16 protein-coding genes are annotated in these 21,715 nt (G+C 69.2%); 12 read left to right on the forward strand and 4 right to left on the reverse strand.

Annotated elements, in window-relative coordinates:
• The first annotated feature begins 84 nt into the window (after window positions 1-84).
• The gene (locus JJL56_RS33620; RefSeq protein WP_257722158.1) at window positions 85-213 is read left to right on the forward strand and encodes a hypothetical protein; all 129 of its coding nucleotides are present in this window, start codon (window positions 85-87) and stop codon (window positions 211-213) included.
• Window positions 214-346: 133 nt separating this feature from the next.
• On the opposite strand, the gene JJL56_RS06135 is transcribed toward JJL56_RS33620, so the two are convergent.
• Complete coding sequence (locus tag JJL56_RS06135) at window positions 347-562, reverse strand: hypothetical protein (protein ID WP_145622763.1); 216 nt, start codon at window positions 560-562, stop codon at window positions 347-349.
• A gap of 765 nt (window positions 563-1,327) precedes the next feature.
• On the opposite strand from JJL56_RS06135, the gene JJL56_RS06140 reads away from it, so the two are divergent.
• A complete protein-coding gene (locus tag JJL56_RS06140) occupies window positions 1,328-2,731 on the forward strand; it encodes an Nramp family divalent metal transporter (protein WP_200484565.1) in 1,404 nt (467 codons plus the stop codon).
• Window positions 2,732-2,900: 169 nt separating this feature from the next.
• Window positions 2,901-4,127 (forward strand): Na+/H+ antiporter NhaA, encoded by a 1,227-nt coding sequence (gene nhaA / locus JJL56_RS06145; protein ID WP_145622765.1) that lies wholly within the window; start codon window positions 2,901-2,903, stop codon window positions 4,125-4,127.
• A 119-nt stretch (window positions 4,128-4,246) separates the two neighbouring features.
• Here the strand turns inward: nhaA and JJL56_RS06150 are convergent, their stop codons facing one another.
• Window positions 4,247-5,452, reverse strand: coding sequence for a pyridoxal phosphate-dependent aminotransferase (locus JJL56_RS06150; protein ID WP_145622766.1), 1,206 nt, complete (start codon window positions 5,450-5,452; stop codon window positions 4,247-4,249).
• 265 nt (window positions 5,453-5,717) lie between these two features.
• On the opposite strand from JJL56_RS06150, the gene JJL56_RS06155 reads away from it, so the two are divergent.
• Window positions 5,718-6,146, forward strand: coding sequence for a c-type cytochrome (locus JJL56_RS06155; protein WP_200484567.1), 429 nt, complete (start codon window positions 5,718-5,720; stop codon window positions 6,144-6,146).
• A 64-nt stretch (window positions 6,147-6,210) separates the two neighbouring features.
• On the opposite strand, the gene JJL56_RS06160 is transcribed toward JJL56_RS06155, so the two are convergent.
• Entirely contained in the window at window positions 6,211-6,918 is a 708-nt protein-coding gene (locus tag JJL56_RS06160; protein ID WP_200484569.1) for a cytochrome b/b6 domain-containing protein, read from the reverse strand.
• 211 nt (window positions 6,919-7,129) lie between these two features.
• Between JJL56_RS06160 and JJL56_RS06165 the strand changes: the two genes are divergently transcribed.
• The gene (locus JJL56_RS06165; protein WP_035675610.1) at window positions 7,130-7,369 is read left to right on the forward strand and encodes a DUF4170 domain-containing protein; all 240 of its coding nucleotides are present in this window, start codon (window positions 7,130-7,132) and stop codon (window positions 7,367-7,369) included.
• 62 nt (window positions 7,370-7,431) lie between these two features.
• The gene (locus JJL56_RS06170) at window positions 7,432-7,947 is read left to right on the forward strand and encodes a metallophosphoesterase family protein (RefSeq protein WP_200484571.1); all 516 of its coding nucleotides are present in this window, start codon (window positions 7,432-7,434) and stop codon (window positions 7,945-7,947) included.
• A gap of 21 nt (window positions 7,948-7,968) precedes the next feature.
• Here the strand turns inward: JJL56_RS06170 and JJL56_RS06175 are convergent, their stop codons facing one another.
• Window positions 7,969-8,964, reverse strand: a complete 996-nt coding sequence (locus JJL56_RS06175) for a S1 family peptidase (RefSeq protein WP_145622770.1) — start codon at window positions 8,962-8,964, stop codon at window positions 7,969-7,971.
• A 220-nt stretch (window positions 8,965-9,184) separates the two neighbouring features.
• Between JJL56_RS06175 and JJL56_RS06180 the strand changes: the two genes are divergently transcribed.
• The 6 genes from JJL56_RS06180 (at window position 9,185) to JJL56_RS06205 (ending at window position 21,715) form a co-directional block, all read left to right on the forward strand.
• The gene (locus JJL56_RS06180) at window positions 9,185-11,386 is read left to right on the forward strand and encodes a VWA domain-containing protein (RefSeq protein ID WP_200484573.1); all 2,202 of its coding nucleotides are present in this window, start codon (window positions 9,185-9,187) and stop codon (window positions 11,384-11,386) included.
• Between the two features lie 16 nt (window positions 11,387-11,402).
• Window positions 11,403-12,815, forward strand: a complete 1,413-nt coding sequence (locus tag JJL56_RS06185) for an SrfA family protein (RefSeq protein WP_200484574.1) — start codon at window positions 11,403-11,405, stop codon at window positions 12,813-12,815.
• Window positions 12,816-12,922: 107 nt separating this feature from the next.
• A complete protein-coding gene (locus JJL56_RS06190) occupies window positions 12,923-15,937 on the forward strand; it encodes a virulence factor SrfB (RefSeq protein ID WP_200484576.1) in 3,015 nt (1,004 codons plus the stop codon).
• Between the two features lie 14 nt (window positions 15,938-15,951).
• A complete protein-coding gene (locus JJL56_RS06195; protein WP_200484578.1) occupies window positions 15,952-18,639 on the forward strand; it encodes a virulence factor SrfC family protein in 2,688 nt (895 codons plus the stop codon).
• A gap of 14 nt (window positions 18,640-18,653) precedes the next feature.
• On the forward strand, window positions 18,654-19,730 hold the full coding sequence (locus JJL56_RS06200) for a tetratricopeptide repeat protein (protein WP_200484580.1): 1,077 nt from the start codon (window positions 18,654-18,656) through the stop codon (window positions 19,728-19,730).
• A complete protein-coding gene (locus tag JJL56_RS06205; RefSeq protein WP_200484581.1) occupies window positions 19,727-21,715 on the forward strand; it encodes a vWA domain-containing protein in 1,989 nt (662 codons plus the stop codon). Before JJL56_RS06200 ends, JJL56_RS06205 begins: the two co-directional genes overlap by 4 nt.

Below are 21,715 nucleotides of genomic sequence, written 5' to 3' on the forward strand. Positions count from 1 at the left end.
AGGGCAAGCGAGCGATGCATCGATTGCGCTTCTGGTATTAGGTATACCAGGTTATATTGTCTTCATCGAACGACGGAGATGATCATGACCTACGCGACCGTAACCCATCTTCACGCCAACCAGAACGGCACGAAGGGTTCGACTTTCCTTCAGGCGTTCAAGTCCTTCATGGAAGCCTGGTGCGAGAAGTCCCGTCTGTACGGCGTCCTGTGAGCATGACTTGCGGACAGCCGGACAACACCGGACGACGAAGGGGCCGCGATCCAGTCGCGGCCCTTTCCGATTCAGGCGTCGTCTAAATCAGAGCGTTTTTTGACTTTCGGCACCGCCACGCCGGTTGACGGGATCAGTCCGACGTTTCCGCCGCGATCCACAGGTGACGGCGGGTCCCGCGCGGGGGCCGGTTCATGTTCGCCGGACGCCCCCAGGGTCGCACGGGAACGAGAAGGGCGCTTGGGTCCCGGTGGCTTTCCCACACCGCGGTCAGCAGGGATGCGACACCGGTCGCGGCGAAGGTGGCGAGGCACAGCGCCACGGCGAGTGTGATCGGTTCCAGAACCATGGAAACTCCCGCACATACGGTTCGGCGCGCCGGCTTCGGGCCGCGCAATCCTTTGAGGCAACACCTCAACAACAGGCTTGCCGGTGCGCGTTGCACGGCTTCCCGCTCGCCTTGCCCTTCAGCATAGCTGTGTTCAGCTCCCCAGGACCCCCGCATTTTTCACAGGGCGGCAAACCACAGGAATCGGCGCGGTTTTGTCCCGCTGAGCAGCGCTGTTTTAAAATTCGTACATTTCAGGGATTAAAAGCCTAGCTGATGCGTCTCCGGCACCTCTGCTGGCGTTGCTTTCGGCAAATTTCCCCGTCAATTTTCATCCCTCATAATATGAATATTTTTAAATGCTCCATAATACCGGAACGCGAAAAGGCTGCCCCTGAATCAACAGGGACAGCCTTTGGGGAGGCGACGCAGCGTGCGGCCCAAGCTTGCTGAGTCTACCGGCATATGGATGCATCACTTATCCTGCGCAACCGGTCGATTCGATCATGAATTTATTGTCATGATTCACGCATTGATCATAGCCGATATGGGTAATGGCGGTTTTAGTCCCGAGTTTCGGTTTTTTTTCTGAGTCTGAAAAACGCTCATCCCAACCAGATTTTTTTTCCTACGCTCCGCTGATATTTGGCATACCAAACTATGGCATGCGGGAAACCAGCCCCTGCAAGAGAGCACGGATCAGGAAAGGAGCCGGACGGAACCGGGCCGATCAATCCTCGAACGGCCCGATGCCAATCGACAGGCCAATCCTAGGGAGGAACGGGAATGAGCGTCAGTTCGACGAACAGCGCGGCCATCGACGCCGATGGCCTCTATGGCGGCACCGCCGCGGACGGAAGCACCAAGAAGGTCATCCGGCTGGATGCCCCCGGCACCGGTTTCATGGACACCTGGAAGGCCATGGGTCCCGGCATCGCCGCGGCGATGACCGGCATCGGCGCCAGCCACATCATGCACGCGCCGACCGCCGGGGCGCTGTACGGCTACGATCTGCTGTGGGTGATCCTGGCCGCCTACATCATCAAATACTGCGCCTTCGAATTCGCCCACCGCTACACGATGGTGAAGGGCGAATCCATCATCAACGCGTACCACCGCGTCGGCGCTTGGCCGCTGTGGTTCATGATCTTCCAGGGCTTCGCCAACACCGTGGGCATCGCCGGCCGCGCGCTCGGCTGCGCGGCGCTGATGTGGGCCGCCTTCCCCTTCATGTCGCTCCAGCTCTGGGCGGTCGCCATCCTGCTGCTGACCGTCGGCATCCTGTGGATGGGCAGCTACAAGGCGGTCGAGGGCATCTGCAAGGTCCTCATCATCGTCTTCGCCGTGTCCTGCTTCGTGGCCTTCGCGCTCCAGGCCCCGCCGCCGGGCGAGTATCTGTCGCGCCTGCTGCCGACCCTGCCGCCGATCGGCTCGATGATGCTGTTCGGCGCCATGTTCGGCTACTTCCCGACCACGCTGGAAGTCGCGCCCATGCAGTCGAACTGGGCCGTCGACAAGAAGGCCGGCATGGTCAAGGTCAACGAAATGCGGGCCCAGGGGCACACCGTGCACATGGACCCGAACTACATGAAGAACAGCCTGATCCTGTTCAAGCGCGACATGAACATCAGCTACATCATCTCGATGTTGTCGGGCATGATCTTCCTGATCGTCGGCGCCGTGGTCCTGCACCCGCAAGGGCTGGTGCCCAAGGGCTCGGAGATGGGCGCGACCATCGCCAGCATCTACACCGACACCTTCGGCGCGTGGATCTTCCCGGTCATCATCGCCGGCGGCGTGGCCGCCCTGTTCTCCACCGTCTTCACCTACTTCGACGGTCAGGCCCGCCTGTTCGAGGAATGCGTGGTCCGTCTGAAGCGCGACTGGGACACCGCGGCGATCCGCAAACTGCTCTACCGCGGCATGCAGGTGACGTGGCTGATCGCCGGCATCGCGGTGGTCTACGGCCTGCCGGAGCCGATCTTCGTGGTCCAGCTCGCCTCAGTCATGGCCCTGGTCTTCTCGCCGGTCCTGTTCTGGCTGACCATCAAGGCGGTCAAGGACAACTTCACCAGCGATTTCGAGCGCGATCTGCTGCCGAGCAAGCTCCAGTTCGCCTGGGCTTGGGGCGGAACGATCAGCTTGGTCGGCTTGACGCTCTACGTCCTCATCACGAAATTCTTCATGTGATGACGCACGGCTGAAAATAATGCGCAGCTGATAAGAAACCTGCGATGGCGTCATGGCGAAGCCCCCATGACGCCACATTCTTTTCACAAATTGCTTCCTCACGGACTCCGCAACAACTCCGTTCTTCCGGCCGATCAGGACCGACGAACCAGGAAAGGAAACAAGCGCCATGGATGCTCACAGGCAACCCGCCGGCCGGCGCCCGGCAGCCTTCATCAGGGAGTTCATGAGCAACGAGGCCTCGGGCGGCATCCTGCTGATGGTCGCCGCGGCGCTCGCTCTGGTGGTGGCGAACTCTCCCCTGTCCGCCGCCTATTTCGACACGCTCCACACCTACGTCCTCGGGCTCAGCATCGGGCATTGGATCAACGACGGCCTGATGGCGGTCTTCTTCCTGCTGGTCGGGCTGGAGATCAAGCGGGAGATGCTGGACGGCCAGCTGTCCACTTGGTCGTGCCGCATCCTGCCGGGGGTCGCGGCGGCGGGCGGCATGCTGGTGCCGGCGCTGGTCTATCTCGCCTTCAACGCCGGCAACCCGGCCACGGTCAACGGCTGGGCCATTCCGGCGGCGACCGACATCGCCTTCGCGCTCGGCGTGCTGTCGCTGCTCGGGCCGCGCGTTCCGGTCTCGCTCAAGATCTTCCTGACGGCCCTGGCGATCATCGACGATCTGGGCGCCGTCATCATCATCGCCCTGTTCTACACCGCCGACCTGTCCCTGCCCGCGCTCGGCGTGGCAGCGCTGATCCTGGCGGCGCTGATTGGCCTCAACCGGTTCGGCGTGCGCACCCTCCTGCCCTATCTGGTCCTGGGCGCGGGCTTGTGGGGCGCGGTTCTGCTGTCCGGCGTGCACGCGACGCTGGCCGGCGTGACGCTGGCCCTGACCATCCCGTTGCGCCCCTCCTCCGGCGAGGCGGCGGACCCGCAAGCGCCGCTGCTCCGCCTGGAGCACGGCATCCACCCCTGGGTCGCCTTCCTGATCGTCCCGGTCTTCGGCTTCGCCAACGCGGGCGTGTCCTTCGCCGGCATGAGTCCCTCGATCCTCACCGGTTCGCTGCCGCTGGGCATCGCGCTGGGCCTGTTCATCGGCAAGATGGTGGGCGTGTTCGGAACCGCCTGGCTGACCATCCGGCTCGGATTCGCCGGCATGCCGACCGGCGCCACCACAGCGCAGCTCTACGGCGTCTCGCTGCTGTGCGGCATCGGCTTCACCATGAGCCTGTTCATCGGCGCGCTGGCCTTCCCGACCTCGCCGGAGCTGGGCGACGCGGTGAAGGTGGGCGTCTTCGCCGGCTCGCTCCTGTCCGCGACGGCGGGCGCCCTGGTCCTGCGGCTGGTGTCGGCCAAGGACGCCGCGCCGGCCCTGCAGGCCGCGGGCGTCGACCGCGGCGCATAAGAGGCGCATAAGATCACCAGCGCACAAACGAAAAGAGGGGACCTTGCGGCCCCCTCTTCCTTTTCCGTCGGTCGCAACCGCCGGAGATCAGTCCTTCAGGCGGATCAGTCCTTCAGGCATCAGTCCTTCAGATTGCCGCAGGCGCGCTGGATGCGCTTGCAGGCCTCTTCCAGGGCCTCGGTGCTGGTCGCGTAGGAGATGCGGAAGTGCGGGGCGAGGCCGAAGGCCGAACCCTGGACGACCGCCACACCTTCCGACTCCAGCAGGTAGGTGACGAAATCCTCGTCGGTCTCGATCACCTTGCCGTCCGGCGTCGTCTTGCCGATGGTGCCGGCGCAGGACGGGTAGACGTAGAAGGCGCCTTCCGGCTTCGGGCAGGAGATGCCCTTGGCCTGGTTCAGCATCGACACCACCAGATCGCGGCGCTGGGCGAACACCGCCGCGCGCTCCGCGATGAAGTCCTGCGGACCGTTCAGCGCCTCGACGGCGGCAGCCTGGGCGATGGAGGTCGGGTTGGAGGTCGACTGGCTCTGGATCACGCCCATCGCCTTGATCAGCGCCTTCGGGCCGCCGGCATAGCCGATGCGCCAGCCGGTCATGGCGTAGGACTTCGACACGCCGTTGACGGTCAGCGTGCGGTCGTACAGCGCCGGCTCGACCTGGGCCGGGGTCACGAACTCGATGCCGTCGTAGAGCAGGTGCTCATACATGTCGTCGGTCATCACCCAGACCTGCGGGTGCTTCACCAGCACGTCGGTCAGGGCCTTCATCTCGTCGCGCGTGTAGGCCGCACCCGACGGGTTGGACGGGGAGTTCAGGATCAGCCACTTGGTCTTCGGCGTGATCGCCTTCTCCAGGTCGGCGGGCTGCAGCTTGAAGCCCTGCTCGGCCGGGCAGGAGACGAAGACCGGCGTGCCTTCCGCCAGTTCCACCATGTCCGGGTAGGACACCCAGTAGGGGGCCGGGATGATGACCTCGTCGCCGGGGTTCAGCGTCGCCATCAGGGCGTTGTACAGCACCTGCTTGCCGCCGACGCCGACCGTGATCTGGTCGGGCGCGTAGGTCAGACCGTTCTCGCGCTCGAACTTGGCGCAGATGGCCTTCTTCAGCGCGGGCGTGCCGTCCACGGCGGTGTACTTGGTGTCGCCGGCCTGGATGGCCTTGATGGCGGCATCCTTGATGTTGTCGGGGGTGTCGAAGTCCGGCTCGCCGGCGCCGAGGCCGATGACGTCGCGACCGGCCGCCGCAAGCTCGCGGGCTTTCTGGGTGACGGCGATGGTCGGCGAGGGCTTGATGCGCGACAGACGGGACGCGATGATCGACATGGCGTACTGGCCCCTAATGACAAAGGTGGCGGAAGGTTGGGGTGAGGAAACTGGTATGTCCGCGCGAACGCGACGCGGGACCTTACTTCCGCCTTATTGCTCTTGCAAGCCGATCACTCCCCGAGCAGCGCGGTTTCCCGGCCGGCGGACGCGTTCTTCGTCCCCAAAGCCGCTTGCTGCACCGCACAGGCCCGGCTTGACAGCCCGCGCCGCGGACGGGGTATCTTACCTCTTTCTAATCAATCCCATCATCCGGAGGATCTTCATGCTCACCCGCGTCACGCTGGCCGCCACGGCCGCCCTGCTCCTCGTCGGCGGCACGGCGATGGCCCAGGATTCGATCAAGGCGCGCAAGGATGGTTTCCAGACCAGCAAGAACGCGATGGCCGAGATCAAGGACCTGCTGGGGAGCGACAAGGTCGCCCAGGTCGGCCCGGCCGCCCAGCGCATGAGCGCCTTCGCCGCCCAGATCCCCACCCTGTTCCCGGCGGGCAGCGACAAGGGCGACACCAAGGCCAAGGGCGACATCTGGGCGAACAACGCCGACTTCGCCGCCAAGGCCCAGGCCTACGAGGCGGCCGCCAAGGGGCTGGAAGCCGCCGCGGCCTCCGGCGACAAGGCCGCCACCGCCAAGCAGTTCGCCGCCGTGGGCGGCGCCTGCAAGGCCTGCCACGAGCGCTACCGCGCCGACTGATCCGTCTGGTTCGCAAGCAAGTCCTTCCCCCGCCGGTTGCGGGGAAGGGCCCTTGCGGCGAGCCTCAGCCCGCCTGCACCACCGCCGCCACCAGCCCCGCCGCCGCGGCCAGCACCGCCAGGGCCAGAGTGGCCGGACGGCGCTTCGGCGATTCGACCGGCGCATCCGCCGGGATCGCCTTCCGCCCCGTGACCATCGGGCGGATCAGATTGTCCCGCTTGACCAGCAGATAGGCCAGCACGGCCAGCACATGCACGCCGATCAGGATCAGGATTCCGTCGGCCAGGATGCGGTGCAGCGTGCTGAAACCCGCCACCACGGCCCCCGACGCCAGCGCCACCAGCGGCCCGTCCACCAGAATGTCGTCGGAGGTGAAGAGGCCGGCCACCGCCTGGAGCGTCAGCGCCCCCAGGAGCGCCAGCACCATCAGCCCGCCCATCGGGTTGTGCCCGACGACCGGCGCCGGCTCCTTCTCCCCGCGCCCGGCGCGGAGCATCCCGCAGGCGTAGGCGAGGACGGCGCGCGGACCCTTCACGAAGTGGCTGAAGCGCGCCGTCTGGCTGCCGATCAGTCCCCAGACGAGCCGGAACAGCAGGAGCGCGAGGATCGCCTCCCCCGCCAGCATATGGATGGTCATGCGGTCGGTCTTGGCGGAGACCACCGCGACCGTCACCAGAAGGACCAGGCTCCAATGAAACAGGCGTGTCGGCAAGTCCCAGACCGCCACGTCGCGCCGGGCCTTCGTCCGATTTGTGGTATTACCAACAACCATGAATCACCCCTCGCTTCTTCTGTTCTTCCCTGGACTATGCCCCAAGGCGGCGCCTTTTGCCCAGCTTTCGGAAAAAAAGCGACGATTGGGGGTGAAGGTGACGGCGCAGCACTGTCATTGCACTTGAAGAAGCGGGCGGACGACGGATATGACGTACTCAAAAATCCGGCCAACTCCGTCCCAACCCCATCCAAGCAAGGATGCCCGCGTCATGCCCGACAAACAGCTTCTCCACCTCGTCTTCGGCGGTGAACTCGTCCGTCCCGATTCCGATCAGTTCGTCGATCCGACGAAGGTCCACATCGTCGGCATCTTCCCCAACTACGACGAGGCGTACAAGGCGTGGCGCGGCGCCACCGGGATGACCATCGACGACGCCCACACCCGCTATTTCATCGTGCATCTGCACCGGCTGCTCGATCCGTCGGCGGACGGGCACAAGCACGATTGACGCACGGCGGATACCGGCGGCGCGGGGAACCCTCCGCGCCGCCGGTGCGTTGAGGACCACCGATGGCGGTCTTCTTCACCAGCGACACGCATTTCGGCCACGCCGGCGCGCTCAGCCGCTTCCGCCGCCCCTTCGCCTCGGTCGCGGAGATGGACGAGGCCATGGCGGCCAACTGGAACGCCACGGTCGGCCCGGACGACGCGGTCTGGCACCTCGGCGACTTCGCCCTGCACCGCAAGCCGGACGCCATGGCGGCGCTTCTGGAGCGTCTGCACGGCACCAAACACCTGATCACCGGCAACAACGACGGTCCCGCCACCCTGGCCCTGCCCGGCTGGGCGAGCGTCCAGCCCTACGCGGAGCTTCTGCTGGGCGAGCGGCGGCTGGTCCTGTGCCATTACGCCTTCCGCACCTGGAACGGCATGTACAAGGGCGCCCTGAACCTGCACGGCCACAGCCACGGCCAGCTGAAGGGCATGCCCCGGCAGTTCGACACGGGCGTGGATGTGTGGGATTTCCGCCCGGTCACCGTCGAAGAGATTCTCGCCTCACGGCGTCGGACGAAGACGCGGAAATAGGCCGCGCGCCGCGGTTTCCGGTCATGGGCAGGCGCGCGAATCCACCGATGGCGTGGCGCCGTGCCGCTTCAGGAAGGCGAGCAGATCGTCGGTCGGCTGCGCGAAGCTGATCCGACCGGACTGCTGCTTGTCCACCGCGATGAAGGTGTTCATCCCGATCACCCGACCGCAGGCGTCCACCAGCGGCCCCCCCGAATTGCCTTGAAGGATGGAGGCGGTGTGCACGATGGCCGTGCCGCCGCTGGGAAGCTGCTGGATCGCCTGGACGGCGCCCTGCGTGACGTTCAGATCGGGAGCGGCCCGCGGGTCGCCGCCGATCAGCCGGCGGAACCCCTCGTCGTTCAGCACGGTCAGGCCGGGATAGCCGGCGGCGGTGACCCCGGCCAGCTTCCCGAAGCTGGAGGTCAACGGCAGCACCCCGGCCGCCGCCCCGTCGTCCAGACGGACCAGAGCGAAGTCGGTGGCCCCCACCGGCCCTTGGGAGGAGGCGCCGATCACCGTGCCCTGCCGAACCTGCCCCAGGCTGCGGCTGGCGACGAAGACCCGTCCGTCCTTGGCGCTCTCCACCGCGTGACGGTTGGTGACCAGCCGCGTCTCGTCGATGAAGAAGCCGGTGGCGATGCTGTCCTCCGCCACCACCAGAACGGTCGCACGCTCCAGCAGGCCAAGCAGCTCCGGCGCCGCCAGCTTCGCCGCCTCGCCGCCGGACGGCGGGGTTGGAGGCGAGGTTGGAGGTGGGGGCGGAACCTCGGCCCCGGCGATGGCCGGCGCCTGCGGAGCCGGCGTTCCGGCGCGCCGAACGGTTCCCGGAGGGCAGGCCAACGGCGAAGGCTCGCGGCCCAGCCGGGCGATCTCGGCCTCCAGGGAGCGGTTGAGTTCCTCCAACTGGCGCGCGCGCGCCGCGAACGCCGGGTCCGGCGTGGGTGCCGCGACGACGGGGGCGGGCACCGCCACCTCCGCCGGCTTGCGGAGCAGCAGGTAAGCCGCGAGCAACAGAACGAGGACGAGCAAAATCAAGGTGGTTGCGAGCCACAAGCGCCTGGCGGGTATTCCGGAGCCGGCCTCCCGACCCGCGACACTCTCCGACATGACCTCGTCCCTCCGCACACCCCCCACGATTCTTATCAAACGCTTTGATTGATTAGCAAGGCAAAGGTTCGTTTGTAACGCGCGAAATGCAGACCTATACTTCGCGCTCCAGAACAACAGCCTCACCCAGAATGCGCGGTTGACGGCCATGGCCGATACACGGATCACCACCACGGACTCTTCCGGCACCCGCCGGTTGGGCCTGCATGGACAACTCGCGGTGTCCATGCATCGGCAGCTGGCAACCATCCTCGGCAACCGGCTGGGACCGCGGCACGCCCGCTATTTTGCCCGCCCGGCGCTCAACCCCAGCGGCGGCCGGATCGACTGGTACGCGCCGCTGGCCGGGACCGCCCGTCCGCTGACCGCCCTGCCGGCCGAGGATGCGGAGCGGCTGGCCGCGCAGGCCCGGCAGATCGAATCGGACATCACCCAGCTCGCCGCCAAGCTGAAGGGCGAGGGCCAGTCCGCCGAGCTGGTGGGCCGCATGCTGGAACTGGCGCTGGTCACCCCCGGCCAGCCGCTTCCCCATCTCTACGAGGTCGGCGGCCAGCCGGTGCTGACCCTGTGGGGGCACGAGGCCGAAGGAGCGGCGGGGCTGCGCGACGCGACCGCGCCGTCCGGCCCCACCCCCGCCACCCCGTCCGCTGCGGAGTTTACGGGAGCACCGTCCGGGCGGCCGGACTCCCCCACGGCCCCGGCGCCCGACTCCGCCGGGACACGGATCACCAGCACGGGCTCATCCGGCACCCGCCGGCTGGGGCTTCCGGGGGAACCGGCGGTGTCCATGCACCGGCAGCTGGCGACCATCCTCGGCAACCGGCTGGGGCCGCGGCACGCCCGCTACTTCGCCCGCCCGCTGCTCAGCCCGGACGGCGGCCGGATCGACTGGCACGCGCCGCTGGCCGGGACCGTCCGTCCGCTGACCGCCCTGCCGGCCGAGGACGCGGAGCGGCTGGCCGCGCAGGCCCGGCAGATCGAATCGGACATCGCCCAGCTCGCCGCCAAGCTGAAGGCCGAGGGCCAGCCCGACGAGCGGATGGGCCGGGTTCTGGAACAGGCTCTGGCCACCCCCGGCCCGTCGCGCGCCCATCTCTACGAGGTCGGCGGTCAGCCCGTGCTGACCCAATGGGGGCACGAGGCCGAGGGAGCGCCGAGGCCGGGCGGCGCAGGCGCGCCATCCTCCATCCCGGAATCCGGCACGGAGTCCGCAAGGCCACGGTCCGTCGACGCGGCGGCTTCAACGGTCTTGCCGGCCGCCGAAGTCGGGGCGCTTGGCGCCACCGCGGGCGCCCCGGCCCGGCGGACGCTCCGGGGCTGGCTGACATGGCTGCTGCCGCTGCTGCTGGCGCTGTTGCTGCTGTTCCTGCTGCTGCGGGCGTGCGAGCCGCTGCCTCCGGTGGCGGTCGAGATCCCCGGAGCCGTGCCGGCCGCACCCGTTGGCAACAGCGACGCCCTCGCCACCCTGGAGAGCGAGGAGCAGGCCCTGCGCGCCAGACTGGCCGAACTGAACCGCTCCCGTGCGGAGGAACTGGCGCAGTGCGGACCGATCCCGCCATTGGTCCCGCCGGCGGTCCAGCCGCCTGAACCGGTCCCGCCGGCCCTGCCGCCACGGGCGGAGCTGTCGCCTCCTCCCGCCGCACCCGCGCCCGGACCGACGTCGCCCGACGTCGCACCATCCGCGCCGCCCCCGCCGAAGCCGAAGGCGCAGTCCGTGCAGGCGCCGCCCGCCGAGACGAAGCCGCAGCCGAAGCCGAAGAGCTGCAATCCCACCTTCGCCCCCGGCGACGAGCCGGAGGTCGTGTTGATCGTCGACGGTTCGAAAAGCATGGACGAGCGCCATCTCGGCCCGCAGACCCGGATGGATATGGCGCGGCGCTCCATCGAGCACATGGTGCGGGGCCTGCCGAAGCCGGTCGAGGTCGCCCTCGTCGAGTTCACCACCTGCACCGACGTGCGGCGCGACAAGTTCTACTCCGCCCCGGAGCGCGACGCCCTGGTGCGTGAGGTGCAGCGGCTGACCCCGACCGGCGGCACGCCGCTCGCCCGCAGCCTGGAGCGCGCCGGCAACATCGTGTCCAGCGACGCCGAAGCGACCATCATCGTGGTCAGCGACGGCGACGACACGTGCCATGGCGATCCCTGCGCGGCCGCCCGCGCCATCAAGGCGCGCAAGCCGCGCGTGACCATCAACGTGATCGACCTCTCCGACCAAAGCGGACGCGCGACCGTCCAGTGCATCGCCAAAGCCACCGGCGGCAAGGTGCTGTCGCCCAATTCGGGCGCCGACATGCTGCAGAAGATGCAGCAGGCCACACGCCAGCCCGACATCCGTCAATGCGGTCCCTGAACCAATGCAGACCTCCATGCGCACCGGTCCCCTCCTCGTCGCCGACTCGGTCGACCGCTTCCAGCCGCTGGGCGCCTTCGGGCAACCGGTCTATCTGAGCCACACCCAGCTCAAGGCGGCGGTGCGCCAGAAGCTGGGTGCGCGCTACGCCAACTATTTCGCGCGGCCGGACCGCGACCCGCAGGGGCGCGCCATCCGCTGGCTGTCCGACGTGCCGGGAACCGCGCGGCGCTGGCGCGATTTGCCGCAAGGCGAGCAGGTGGCCGCCGCCATGGAACTGCACGAGATGCGCGGGGCGTTCCAGGGCTACCTGACGGACCTGCGCGGCCAGCCCGGTTCGTCGCGCGAAGCCGCGGCCTTCGCCAGCCTGCTGGAAAACGCCCTGCTGGTGCCGGACGACGAGCATCTGTACTTCGTGGATGGCCAGCCGATGGTCAGTTTCTGGGGCTTCCGCCACGGCGAGGGCGCCGGGTTCGACGCGCTGACCGTCGCTCCGGCCATGCCGGCCGCGGCTCCGGTGTCGGTTCCCCCGCCGGCCTCGGTGGTGACGCCGCCGGTGGCGGGCGCTCGCTGGCCGTGGTGGGCGTGGTGGGTGCTCGGCCTGCTCGCGCTCCTGTTGCTGCTTGGTCTGCTGCTGTCGCTGTGGCGCGGCTGGTGGCCCTTCGGCCTGTCGCTGCCCGGTCTCCAGGTTCCGGGGATCGAGCGCCCCGCCACCCCGGCGGTGACGCCGCCGGACGTCGGGGTGCCCGACACCAAGGCCGAGCCGGCCCGCCCCGAGGCGGGCGTGCCGGCGGTCCCGCTGGTGCCGGTGCCGGCGCCGACGCTCACCCCGGCCGTGCCCATCCCGTCGGGTCCAGCGGCCGGAACGCCCGCGACACCGGCTCCGGTGGCACCGGTTCCGGCGGTGCCGAATCCCGGAGCGCCCGAGCCGTCGGCGGCGCCTCCACCGACAATGACGCCCCCGACGCCGCCGGTACCGGAAGCCCCCGCTCCCATGCCGGTCCCGGTTCCGGAAGTCCCGCCGCGGCCGCCGGCCGCCGGCGCCGAGCCGCCCGCCCTCGCCATCCCGCCCGAGTCGGAGCGAACCGGCAGCGTCGCCTTCCTGGAAGGCTGGTGGCGCAGCGGCACCGGGCTGGTGGACCAGAAGGACAAGACGCCGCTCCAGCAGTTCTACCGCTTCGATCAACAGGGCAAGGGCGAGGTCGTGGTCCGCCGCGCCGACGGCGCCGAATGCCGGGCCAAGGCTCAGGCGGTGATCGGCGCCACGGGACTCGAAGTGACGGAACTGGGTGACCCCACCTGCCCGGACGGCAGCACCATCGACCGTTCGCGCACCACCTGCCGCCGTGACGATGCCGGGCGCACCCAATGCTTCGGCGTCAACAGGGACGACAGCCGCTACAGCGTTCCGGTCGAGCGTCTGCGCTAGGTTTCCGCTCCGCGTGTCCGATACGGCGATCACTCGCGTTGTGCGCGCCCGCGTCTTCCGTCTAATCTACCGGCAAAAGGCTCACGCCGGGTTTTCGAGGTCTGCGCATGCCGTTGAACGAGTTGACCAAGTTTCCGAACCTCGTCTCCGTGATTCCGGGAAGCGGAATCCAATTCCTGGACTTTGGCTTCTCGCTGCCGAAGGACGCTCCGGTGCCGCGCGACTGGGGTTTCTTCGAGGAGCGGACGGCGGCACTGAATGACGACACGATGCCGGTCCTGGTCCGCCGCGGCGACGAGGAGACCAATCGGCAGGAGCGCTACTCGATCAACGTGCAGCAGGTGGTCCAGATGATGGACCGCAACTGGATGCCGATCCCGCTGTTCCGCGAGGAGATGGGCGGCGGCTATTTCCGCGGCCCCACCAACTGGGCGCGCGGCTGCCTGGTGGCGCTGGACGAGCCGGACGCCGACGGCAACGCCTACCGCCTCGTGCTGGCGCTGGACACCAACCTGGCCGACTTCTTCGAGGAGGAGGCCTACCTCGCCCCGTCCCCCGAGGACGCCCGCAACGGCCGCAGCTTCTCGCTGCCGTCGCGCCGCGACCCGCTGGACTGGTTCCTGCGGGAGCCGTGGTTCAAGGACTGGTGCCTGGAAGCCTTCAAGGAGATGGTCGAGCGCGACGAGCGCCGCCGCGCCGGATCGCGCCACGTCCAGCCGCTGTCCTCGGAAGAGCTGCTGGAGCGCATGGAAGGCCCGCACGAGCACATCGCGCGCTACAAGGCCTTCATCGACCTTCTGCACGCGCTGGACATCCTGCCGAAGCTGAAGGTGGTGGACCGCTCGACCGAGCCGCGCCCGGCTCCGGTGGACGTGGACATGGTCATCGACCTCGGCAATTCGCGCACCTGCGGCCTGCTGATCGAGACGGAGCCGGACCAGCTCGGCGCCGACATCACCAAGGCGGTGAAGCTGCAGCTGCGCGACCTTAGCTGCCCCGAATACGTCTACAGCGACCCGTTCGAGAGCCGGCTGGAGTTCAGCCGCGCCTCCTTCGGACGCGAGCATCTGTCGCTGCGCAGCGGCCGGCCGGACGCCTTCTCCTGGCCGACGGTGGTCCGCGTCGGACCGGAGGCGACCCGCCTCGCCAGCCTGCGGCGCGGCAGCGAGGGCTCGACCGGCCTGTCCGGGCCGAAACGCTATCTGTGGGACGAGGACGCGCGCGAGGACAGCTGGCGCTTCAACGCCGCCGACGTGCACGGGGAGCAGGCGCCCGTGGCGACCGGCGTGGCCTTCACCACGCTGATCAACGACTACGGCGAGGCGATCCACGGCATCGACATGGCGATGGAGGGGGCGGACATGCGCCTTCTCCCGTCCATCCGCGCGCTTTATTCACGGCGCAACCTGATGTCCTTCGTGCTGGCCGAGGTGTTCCTCCAGGCGCTGTGCATGATGAATTCGCCGTCCCACCGGCTGCGGCGGCGCAACGCCGACCTGCCGCGCCGGCTGCGCCGCATCATCATGACCATGCCGACCGCCATGACCCTGGCCGAGCGGCAGATCCTCCAGCAGCAAGCCGAGGCCGCGCGCGACCTCGCCTACCTGTCGCTGGGCCTCGCCGACATCGACTTCGACGAGAACGGCGCGCAGAAGCCGGTGCCGAAGCCCGACATGCGCCTGCCCGAGGTCATCCTGAAATGGGACGAGGCCAGCGCCACCCAGGCGGTCTATCTGTACGGTCAGGTGGCTCTGCAATACTCCGGCGACGCGCGCGCCTTCTTCGACGTGATGCGCCACCCCGGCAACGCCACCGATCCGCAGACGCGGGACTCGCTGCGCGTGGCGACGCTGGACGTCGGCGGCGGCACCACGGATCTGGTCATCACCAGCTTCCGCGCCGAGGGCCAGGGCGCCAACGTCACGCTGTTCCCCAAGCAGGAATTCCGCGAGGGCTTCAACCTCGCCGGCGACGATGCGCTGTTCCAGGTGGTGCGCGAGCTGGTGCTGAAGCCGATCCGGCAGGCGCTCGCCGACGCCGGCCTGGGCGACGAGCGCGCCGAGTCCGTTCTGGACCGCCTGCTCGGCGCCGATCACGGCGAGATGCACGTTTCCGACCAGCTGCGCCGCCAGCAGTTCGCGGCGCAGGTCGCGGCGCCCATCGCGCTGGGGATGCTGGCGCATTACGAGACGTACGACCTCACCGCGCCCAGGGACGCGGAGCTGCGGCCCTTCGCCAGCTTCTTCACCGCCGACAGCAAGCCCAACGACGCCGTGGTCGCCTACATCAACCAGGAGGCGGCGCGCCAAGGCGCGCGCGGCTTCGACCTCCAGCAGGTGATTTTCCTGGTGGACGACGCGGAGACCGACCGGGTCGTCCGCTCGGTCTTCCAGGAAATGCTGCGGGCCTTGAGCGAGGTGGTGTGGCGCTACCGCGCCGACGTCCTGCTGCTGGCCGGGCGGCCGTCGCGGTTGCCGGCGGTGCGCGACATACTGGTCGAGGCCGGCGCCCTGCCGCCGCACCGCGTCGTGCCGCTGCATCGCTTCCGCGTCGGCCAGTGGTACCCGTTCCGCGGCCAGAACGCGACCATCGGCGACCCGAAGACCACGGCGTCGGTCGGCGCCATGATCTGCCTGCTGGGCGAAGGGCAGCTCCAGAACTTCAACTTCCGGTCCGACGCGCTGCGGCTGGGCTCGACCGCGCAGTTCTTCGGCAAGCTGGACCGCAACAACCGCCTGCTGGAGGCCGACGTCTATTACCGCGACATGCGGCTGGACGCCGAGGACTACGACCTGCCCGACGCGCCGTTCCAGTTCCGCGGGCCGATGCCGCTGGGCTTCCGGCAGTTCCCGGTGGACTGGTGGCCGGCGACGCGGATGTACAGCCTGGACTACGCCAACAACGAGGTCGCGGCCGAGCTGAACGCCCGCACCCCGCTGAACGTCACGCTGCGCCGCCGGGCGCGGGACGTGAAGAAGCAGGTGGTGGACAGCTTCGAGCCGGCCTCGATCATCGACGCGCTGGGCCGCACCGTGCCGAAGAACAAGCTGCGGCTGCGGCTGCAATCCATCGACGACCAGCAGGGCTATTGGCTGGACACCGGCATCCTCCTCGACAAGTGACGTGAGGCGACGACGTGAGTGAGTTTGCGAAGGATCTGGTCGGCGCCGCGCGCCGCGTCGCCGAGGGCAGCGGGCAGGCCCGCCGCTGGGTCGAGGAGGTGCGCGCCTCCGCGGTCAGCGTCGCCAACGAGGCGCACGGGCTGCGCACGGCGACGCGCCGGTCGGAGAATCTGGCGCGCAAGCTGATCGGCGCGGCCGGACGGCGCAACTGCGTGGGCGTCTTCGGCCCCAGCCAGGCCGGCAAGTCCTATCTGGTGTCGGCGCTGGCGCGCAGCCGGTCCTCCTCGCTGACCGCGGACTTCGGCCGCGAGAGGAAGGATTTCCTGACCGAGATCAACCCGCCCGGCGACCGTGAATCGACCGGCCTCGTCACCCGCTTCACGGTCCACCGCGACGGCCCGGTGGACCCGGAGCACCCGGTGGAACTGCGGCTGCTCAGCGAGACGGATCTGGTGAAGATCCTCGCCAACAGCTTCCTGTCCGACTTCGACCCCAACAACATGACGGTGAAGCTGCCGGACGAGGCGGAGATCCGGCAGGTGCTGGCGACCGCCGAGGCGGAGGCGACGGGAACCCCGGCGGCGCATCTCGACGAGATCGCGCTGTACGACCTCGGCGAATATTTCCAGCGCAACTTCGCGGCGCGCATCCGCGCGTTGGACAACACCGATTACTGGGAAGGGGTGATCCGCCACGCCGCCCGCCTGACCCTGGCCGGGCGGGCGCGGCTGTTCGCCATGCTCTGGGGCAATCTCGGCGCCTTCACCGACCTGTTCCTGACGTTGGCCGGCGCGCTCGAACGGCTCTCCCACGCGCCGGACGCGCGCGCCGCCCTGACCGCCCTGGTGCCGCGCGAGACCAGCATCATCGACGTCGAAGTGCTGAAGCGCGCGCTCGGCACGCCGGAGGACGCGCGCGACCTCGTCAGCGTCCGGCCGCTGACCGGCAGCGCGGCGGGCGCCCCGGTGCCGCTGCCCCGCGCCACGCTGACGGCGCTGGTGGCCGAACTGAAGATCGTCATGGCCGACACGCCCTGGCCCTTCTTCCAGCACACTGACCTTCTGGACTTTCCCGGCGCGCGTTCGCGCCTCAAGCTTCCCTGCCTGCCCTCGGAGGACGGGGAGCGGACCGCGCAGGTCCGCGAACTGCTGCTGCGCGGCAAGATCGCCTACCTGTTCCAGCGCTTCACCGAGGAGCGCGAGCTGACCGCCATGCTGCTGTGCATGCCGCCCAGCACGGCGGAGGTGAAGGACCTCGCCCCGATGGTGCGCGGCTGGATCGAGGTGACCCACGGCGCCACGCCGGAAGCGCGCGCCCGGGCGCGCACCGCGCTGTTCCTGATGCTCACCAAGTTCGATCTGGAGTTCGTGGAGAAGGGCGGCGAAACCGCCGAGTCCCGCCGCGGCAAGTGGGACCGCCGCCTCGGCGCCTCCTTCCTGGAGCTGTATGGCAAGGACGGCTGGCCGGAGAACTGGGACGGCAAGCCCTTCGCCAACACGCTGTTCCTGCGCAATCCCGGCATGAAGCAGCTCCATCTCATGGACTACACCGACCAGCAGCGGCTGGTCGAAGCCGGGCCGTCCGCCGCCCAGGCCGACATGATCGCGGAATACCGCGCCGCCTTCGAGAACTCCCCGCTGTGCGCCCGTCACGTCGCGGACCGCGGCACCGTGTGGGACGCCGCCTTCATGCCCAACGACGGCGGCGTCACCTTCCTCGTGGAGCGGCTGAACGCGGTGCTCGACCCGGCGCTGAAGGAGGCGCAGATCCGCCAGCGGCTGCAGGAGGAGGCGGCGCACCTCGAGGCGAGCCTCAAGCGCTTCCACCACGCCGACGACGACGCCTCGCGCCGGGAGCGCGAGCAGGCGCTGAACGCCACCCGCGTCCGCCTCAACCAGGCGATGAAGCCGACGGACTACACGCTGTTCGGCCATTTGCTGGAGCGCCTGCAGGTCCGCGAGGCCACGGCGCGCGAGATCTTCCTGAACGCGGCGGCGCTGAAGCTCGACCGCTTCGCCCCGGCTCCGGCCGAGGCCCCGCCGCCGGTGCCCGACGACGATCCCTGGGGCGCGCCGGCCGTCGCCCCGGCGGAAGCGCCGCCGCCAGCCCGCCGGCCGGCCGCCGACCGTCCCGCGGTCTTCGCCGAGCAGGTGATGAACCATTGGACCGAGCATCTGCGCGCCCTGTCGCAGGATGCCGGCCTGCTGGCGCGGCTCGGCCTGCCGGCCGCCGCACTGGACGATCTCGTGCAGGAGGTGATCGTCGGCGCCCACCGCCGCGGGCTGGGCGACGCCATCGCTGAGGGTGTGCGCGCCCAGGTGCAGGCCGCCCACACCCGCTGGGACGACGTGGTGGACCGCGCCGTCGGCATCGCCATGATGCGGCTCAACGACTACGTCGCCGGCCTGGGATTCGCCGGGCTGGACGAGGCCGCCCGCCCGGGCTTTCCCGAGGCGCCGCAGCCCCGCGCGCGCGCCATCTTCACCCCGCCGCCGGTGCCCGCCGGCCTGCCGCCGCTGGACGGCCGGCGCCTGCCGATGGAGCGCGACCGCTTCATCGACTGGGGCGTCGCCTTCCGCCAGCTCGGTCTCGACAATGTGAGCTTCGCCGGAGGCCGTGAGATCGGCGAAGCCCACAACCGCGCGCTCGGCGAGATCCTCGCGACCATCGCGATCGCGCAGCCCACCCCCATCACCGCCTGACGGACCGTCCAGCCATGCCCGCGCGCGCGACCCAACCCTCCACCTACCCCGGCGGCCGAGCCCTGATCGAGGTGATCGGCCCGCCCGACCGCTTCCCCGACCCGGTCGAGATCGCACTGCTGCACCAGATGGGCGGGGTGGACAAGGCCAAGCACCTCGATCCGCGCACGCCGGACGATCCGTGGAAGAGCGCCGTCTTCTGGTTTCCGCCGGAAACCGTCACGCGCGCCGAGGGCAGGCTGTCCTTCGACCTCGACCACGGCGTCACCGCCCATCTGCGCCCGAACATCCCCTATGTGATGCGGGTGCGCGGCGCCGGAGGGGCGGTGGTGGAGGAACGGCTGGTGTGGAAGGCCATCCGCGGCAAGTCCACCCCGCCCGTGTGGACGCCGCCGCAGGGGCCGGAATGGCCGAAGGAGACGGGCGGCGAAGCGCCGGCCGGCCCGGCGGAACCGCAGGAGCCCCAGGCTCCCCAGATTCCGATCGACATCGAGACGGGGCCGCGCCCCACCGAGTCCGCCGGCACCGGCAAGGCACCCCCCTGGGGCGCCATCGCCGCGGGCGTGCTGCTGTTGGCCGCGCTCGCCGGCGGCGGCTGGTTCCTCATGCAGAACGGGGAGTCCGAACCGGCGCCGGTCGCCGAGGCGGCCAAGCCCACCCTGCCGCCCGCCTTGCCTCCGACGACTGTCGAGGAGGCGCGCAAGCTGGTGCAGCAGGGCACGCCGGCCGGCGACGCCTACGCGGCCGGGGAGCGGTTCCGGCAGGCCAAGGCGCTGGACGGCGCCTTCCTGCTGTTCCGCCACGCCGCCGAGCGCGGCAGCGCCGAGGCGGCGATCGCGCTGGGCACGATGTACGACCCCGCCACCCACTCCGCCGACACCAGCCCGCTGCCTGCGGCCAACCCGACCCAGGCCGCCGAGTGGTACCGCCGCGCCGCCGAGGCCGGCAATGCCGAGGCGCAGTTCCGCTACGGCCGGCTGCTGATGAGCGGCAAGACCGACGACCCGCAGGGGCCGGACGCCGGCCTCGCATGGCTGCGCAAGGCGGCCGACCAAGGGCACGCACAGGCCAAGGAGGCACTGCCGAAATGACCGCCGCACCCATCCGTGCCGCATCCATCCGTGCCTTCACGGCCGCCGCCCTCGGCGTCGCCCTGCTGGCCGGCACGGCCGCGCCCGCGCTGGCGCAGGCCACCGGCAAGCGCACGCCGCTGCTGATCGAGGGCAAGACCGCGCTGCACCAGCGGGTGCTGACCCGGCCGGGCGCGGTGCTGGCCGCCTCCCCCGGCGGCACCGGCAAGACCGTGCCGCCGATGTCCGTCTTCTTCGTCTACGACCGCAAGGAGCAGGGCGGGAAGAGTTTCCTGGAGGTGGGCGCGGACAGCGAGGGCAAGACCGCCGGCTGGGTGGAGGCCGCCGACACCATCCCCTGGCGCCACACGCTGGTGATGGCCTTCACCAACCCGGCCAACCGCGAGCGGGTCCTGTTCTTCAAGGACCGCAAGGGCCTCGTCGACCTGCTGAACTCCGACCGGCTGCTGGTCGATGCCGAGGCCGCGCGCCAGCAAGTGGCGTCCGGCGCGGTGCCGGCCGACAGCCCGATCATTTCGGCCGAGCCGGAGACCTTCATCGATCTTCAGAAGCAGTTCTACCTGCTGCCGATCCTCGAGGCGAATTCGACGGTGCTGAAATCCGGCTTCCGGGTGCGCACGGTGCGCGTCGCCTCCGTGACCAAGGAGAAGGCGGAGCCGCTGGCCCCCACCCCCTCCCGCCGCGGCAATCCCGAAGCGGAGCTGGCCGACTTCCGTTCCGGCGTGGTGTTCCTGGTCGACGCCACCTCCTCCATGCAGCCCTACATCGATCGGGCGCGCACGGCCATCGAGCAGGTTTTCCAGCAGGTCGAGGCCGCCAAGCTGAACGACCGCGTCCGCTTCGGCATGATCGGCTATCGCGACGACCCGCAGAAGTCCAAGGGGGTCGAGTATCTGACCCGCACCTTCGCCGACCCCAACGGCACGGCGACCAAGTCCGCCTTCTTCGACTCGATCAAGGGCGTGTCGGCCTCCGCCGCATCCACCCGCGCCTTCGCCGAGGACGGCTACGCCGGGCTGGAGCAGGCGATCCGCAAGATCGACTGGAAGCCGTTCGGCGGCCGCTACGTCATCTGGTTCACCGACGCCAGCTCGCGCGAAGGCACGTCGCCGCTGGCCAGCACCGGTCTGTCCACGGCGCAGATCCGCCAGCTCGCGCTGGAGAACCGCATCGCCATCTACGTGCTGCACCTTCAGACCGCCGAGGGGCGCAACGACCATCAGACCGCCCGTTCCCAATATGAGCGGCTGAGCAACTTCCCCAACGTCGGCTCCCTCTATTTCCCGGTGGAGGCCGGCGACGCCGAGGCCTTCCGCAGCCAGGTGCAGCGCCTGTCCGAGCTGCTGGTCAATCAGGTGAAGACCGCCCAGGCGGCAGCCAAGCCCGACGCGCAGCCCGCCACCCCGGCGGACGACCGCATGGCGAAGGCGGCGGAGGACGTGGGCAAGGCGATGCGTCTGGCCTACCTCGGCGAGGTGCAGGGAACCAAGGCGCCGGCCATGTTCGAGGCGTGGGCGTCCGACCGTGACTTCCGCAAGCCGGACATCGCGTCCTTCAGCGTTCGCGTCCTGCTGACCAAGAACCAGATCAGCGACCTCCAGGCCACGCTGCGCAAGGTGGTGGAGGCCGGCGAGCGCGGGCAGATCGACCCCGGCGACTTCTTCAACCAGCTGCGCAGCGCCGCCGCCGCCATGGGCCGCGACCCCAACCGCATCGCCCAGGGGAAGGCGCGCAACCTGGAGGAGACCGGCCTGATGGGCGAGTATCTGGAGGGCCTGCCCTATCAGAGCCGCATCATGTCGATCGACCCGGATGGCTGGGCCCGCATGGGGGTGGGGGAGCAGCAGGCGATCATCGACGACGTGAAGTCGAAGGTGGCGCTGTACCAGCGCTTCCACGACGACGTGGACCGCTGGGTGACGCTGCACGACAAGGCGTCGGCCGGCGACGCGGTCTATCCCGTGCCGCTCGACAGCCTGCCCTGA

Origin of the sequence: Azospirillum aestuarii (genome assembly GCF_016632405.1) — a bacterium.
Classification (GTDB): Bacteria; Pseudomonadota; Alphaproteobacteria; order Azospirillales; family Azospirillaceae; genus Azospirillum; species Azospirillum aestuarii.

Bases quoted from the DNA above. Each gene is read 5' to 3' on its own strand.
- JJL56_RS06180 (WP_200484573.1), top strand. From the start codon at position 9,185: ATGGCCGATACACGGATCACCACCACGGACTCTTCCGGCACCCGCCGG.
- JJL56_RS06155 (WP_200484567.1), top strand. From the start codon at position 5,718: ATGCTCACCCGCGTCACGCTGGCCGCCACGGCCGCCCTGCTCCTCGTC.
- JJL56_RS33620 (WP_257722158.1), top strand. From the start codon at position 85: ATGACCTACGCGACCGTAACCCATCTTCACGCCAACCAGAACGGCACG.
- nhaA (WP_145622765.1), top strand. From the start codon at position 2,901: ATGGATGCTCACAGGCAACCCGCCGGCCGGCGCCCGGCAGCCTTCATC.
- JJL56_RS06150 (WP_145622766.1), bottom strand. From the start codon at position 5,452: ATGTCGATCATCGCGTCCCGTCTGTCGCGCATCAAGCCCTCGCCGACC.
- JJL56_RS06205 (WP_200484581.1), top strand. From the start codon at position 19,727: ATGACCGCCGCACCCATCCGTGCCGCATCCATCCGTGCCTTCACGGCC.
- JJL56_RS06160 (WP_200484569.1), bottom strand. From the start codon at position 6,918: ATGGTTGTTGGTAATACCACAAATCGGACGAAGGCCCGGCGCGACGTG.
- JJL56_RS06140 (WP_200484565.1), top strand. From the start codon at position 1,328: ATGAGCGTCAGTTCGACGAACAGCGCGGCCATCGACGCCGATGGCCTC.
- JJL56_RS06200 (WP_200484580.1), top strand. From the start codon at position 18,654: ATGCCCGCGCGCGCGACCCAACCCTCCACCTACCCCGGCGGCCGAGCC.
- JJL56_RS06190 (WP_200484576.1), top strand. From the start codon at position 12,923: ATGCCGTTGAACGAGTTGACCAAGTTTCCGAACCTCGTCTCCGTGATT.
- JJL56_RS06170 (WP_200484571.1), top strand. From the start codon at position 7,432: ATGGCGGTCTTCTTCACCAGCGACACGCATTTCGGCCACGCCGGCGCG.
- JJL56_RS06165 (WP_035675610.1), top strand. From the start codon at position 7,130: ATGCCCGACAAACAGCTTCTCCACCTCGTCTTCGGCGGTGAACTCGTC.
- JJL56_RS06185 (WP_200484574.1), top strand. From the start codon at position 11,403: ATGCGCACCGGTCCCCTCCTCGTCGCCGACTCGGTCGACCGCTTCCAG.
- JJL56_RS06135 (WP_145622763.1), bottom strand. From the start codon at position 562: ATGGTTCTGGAACCGATCACACTCGCCGTGGCGCTGTGCCTCGCCACC.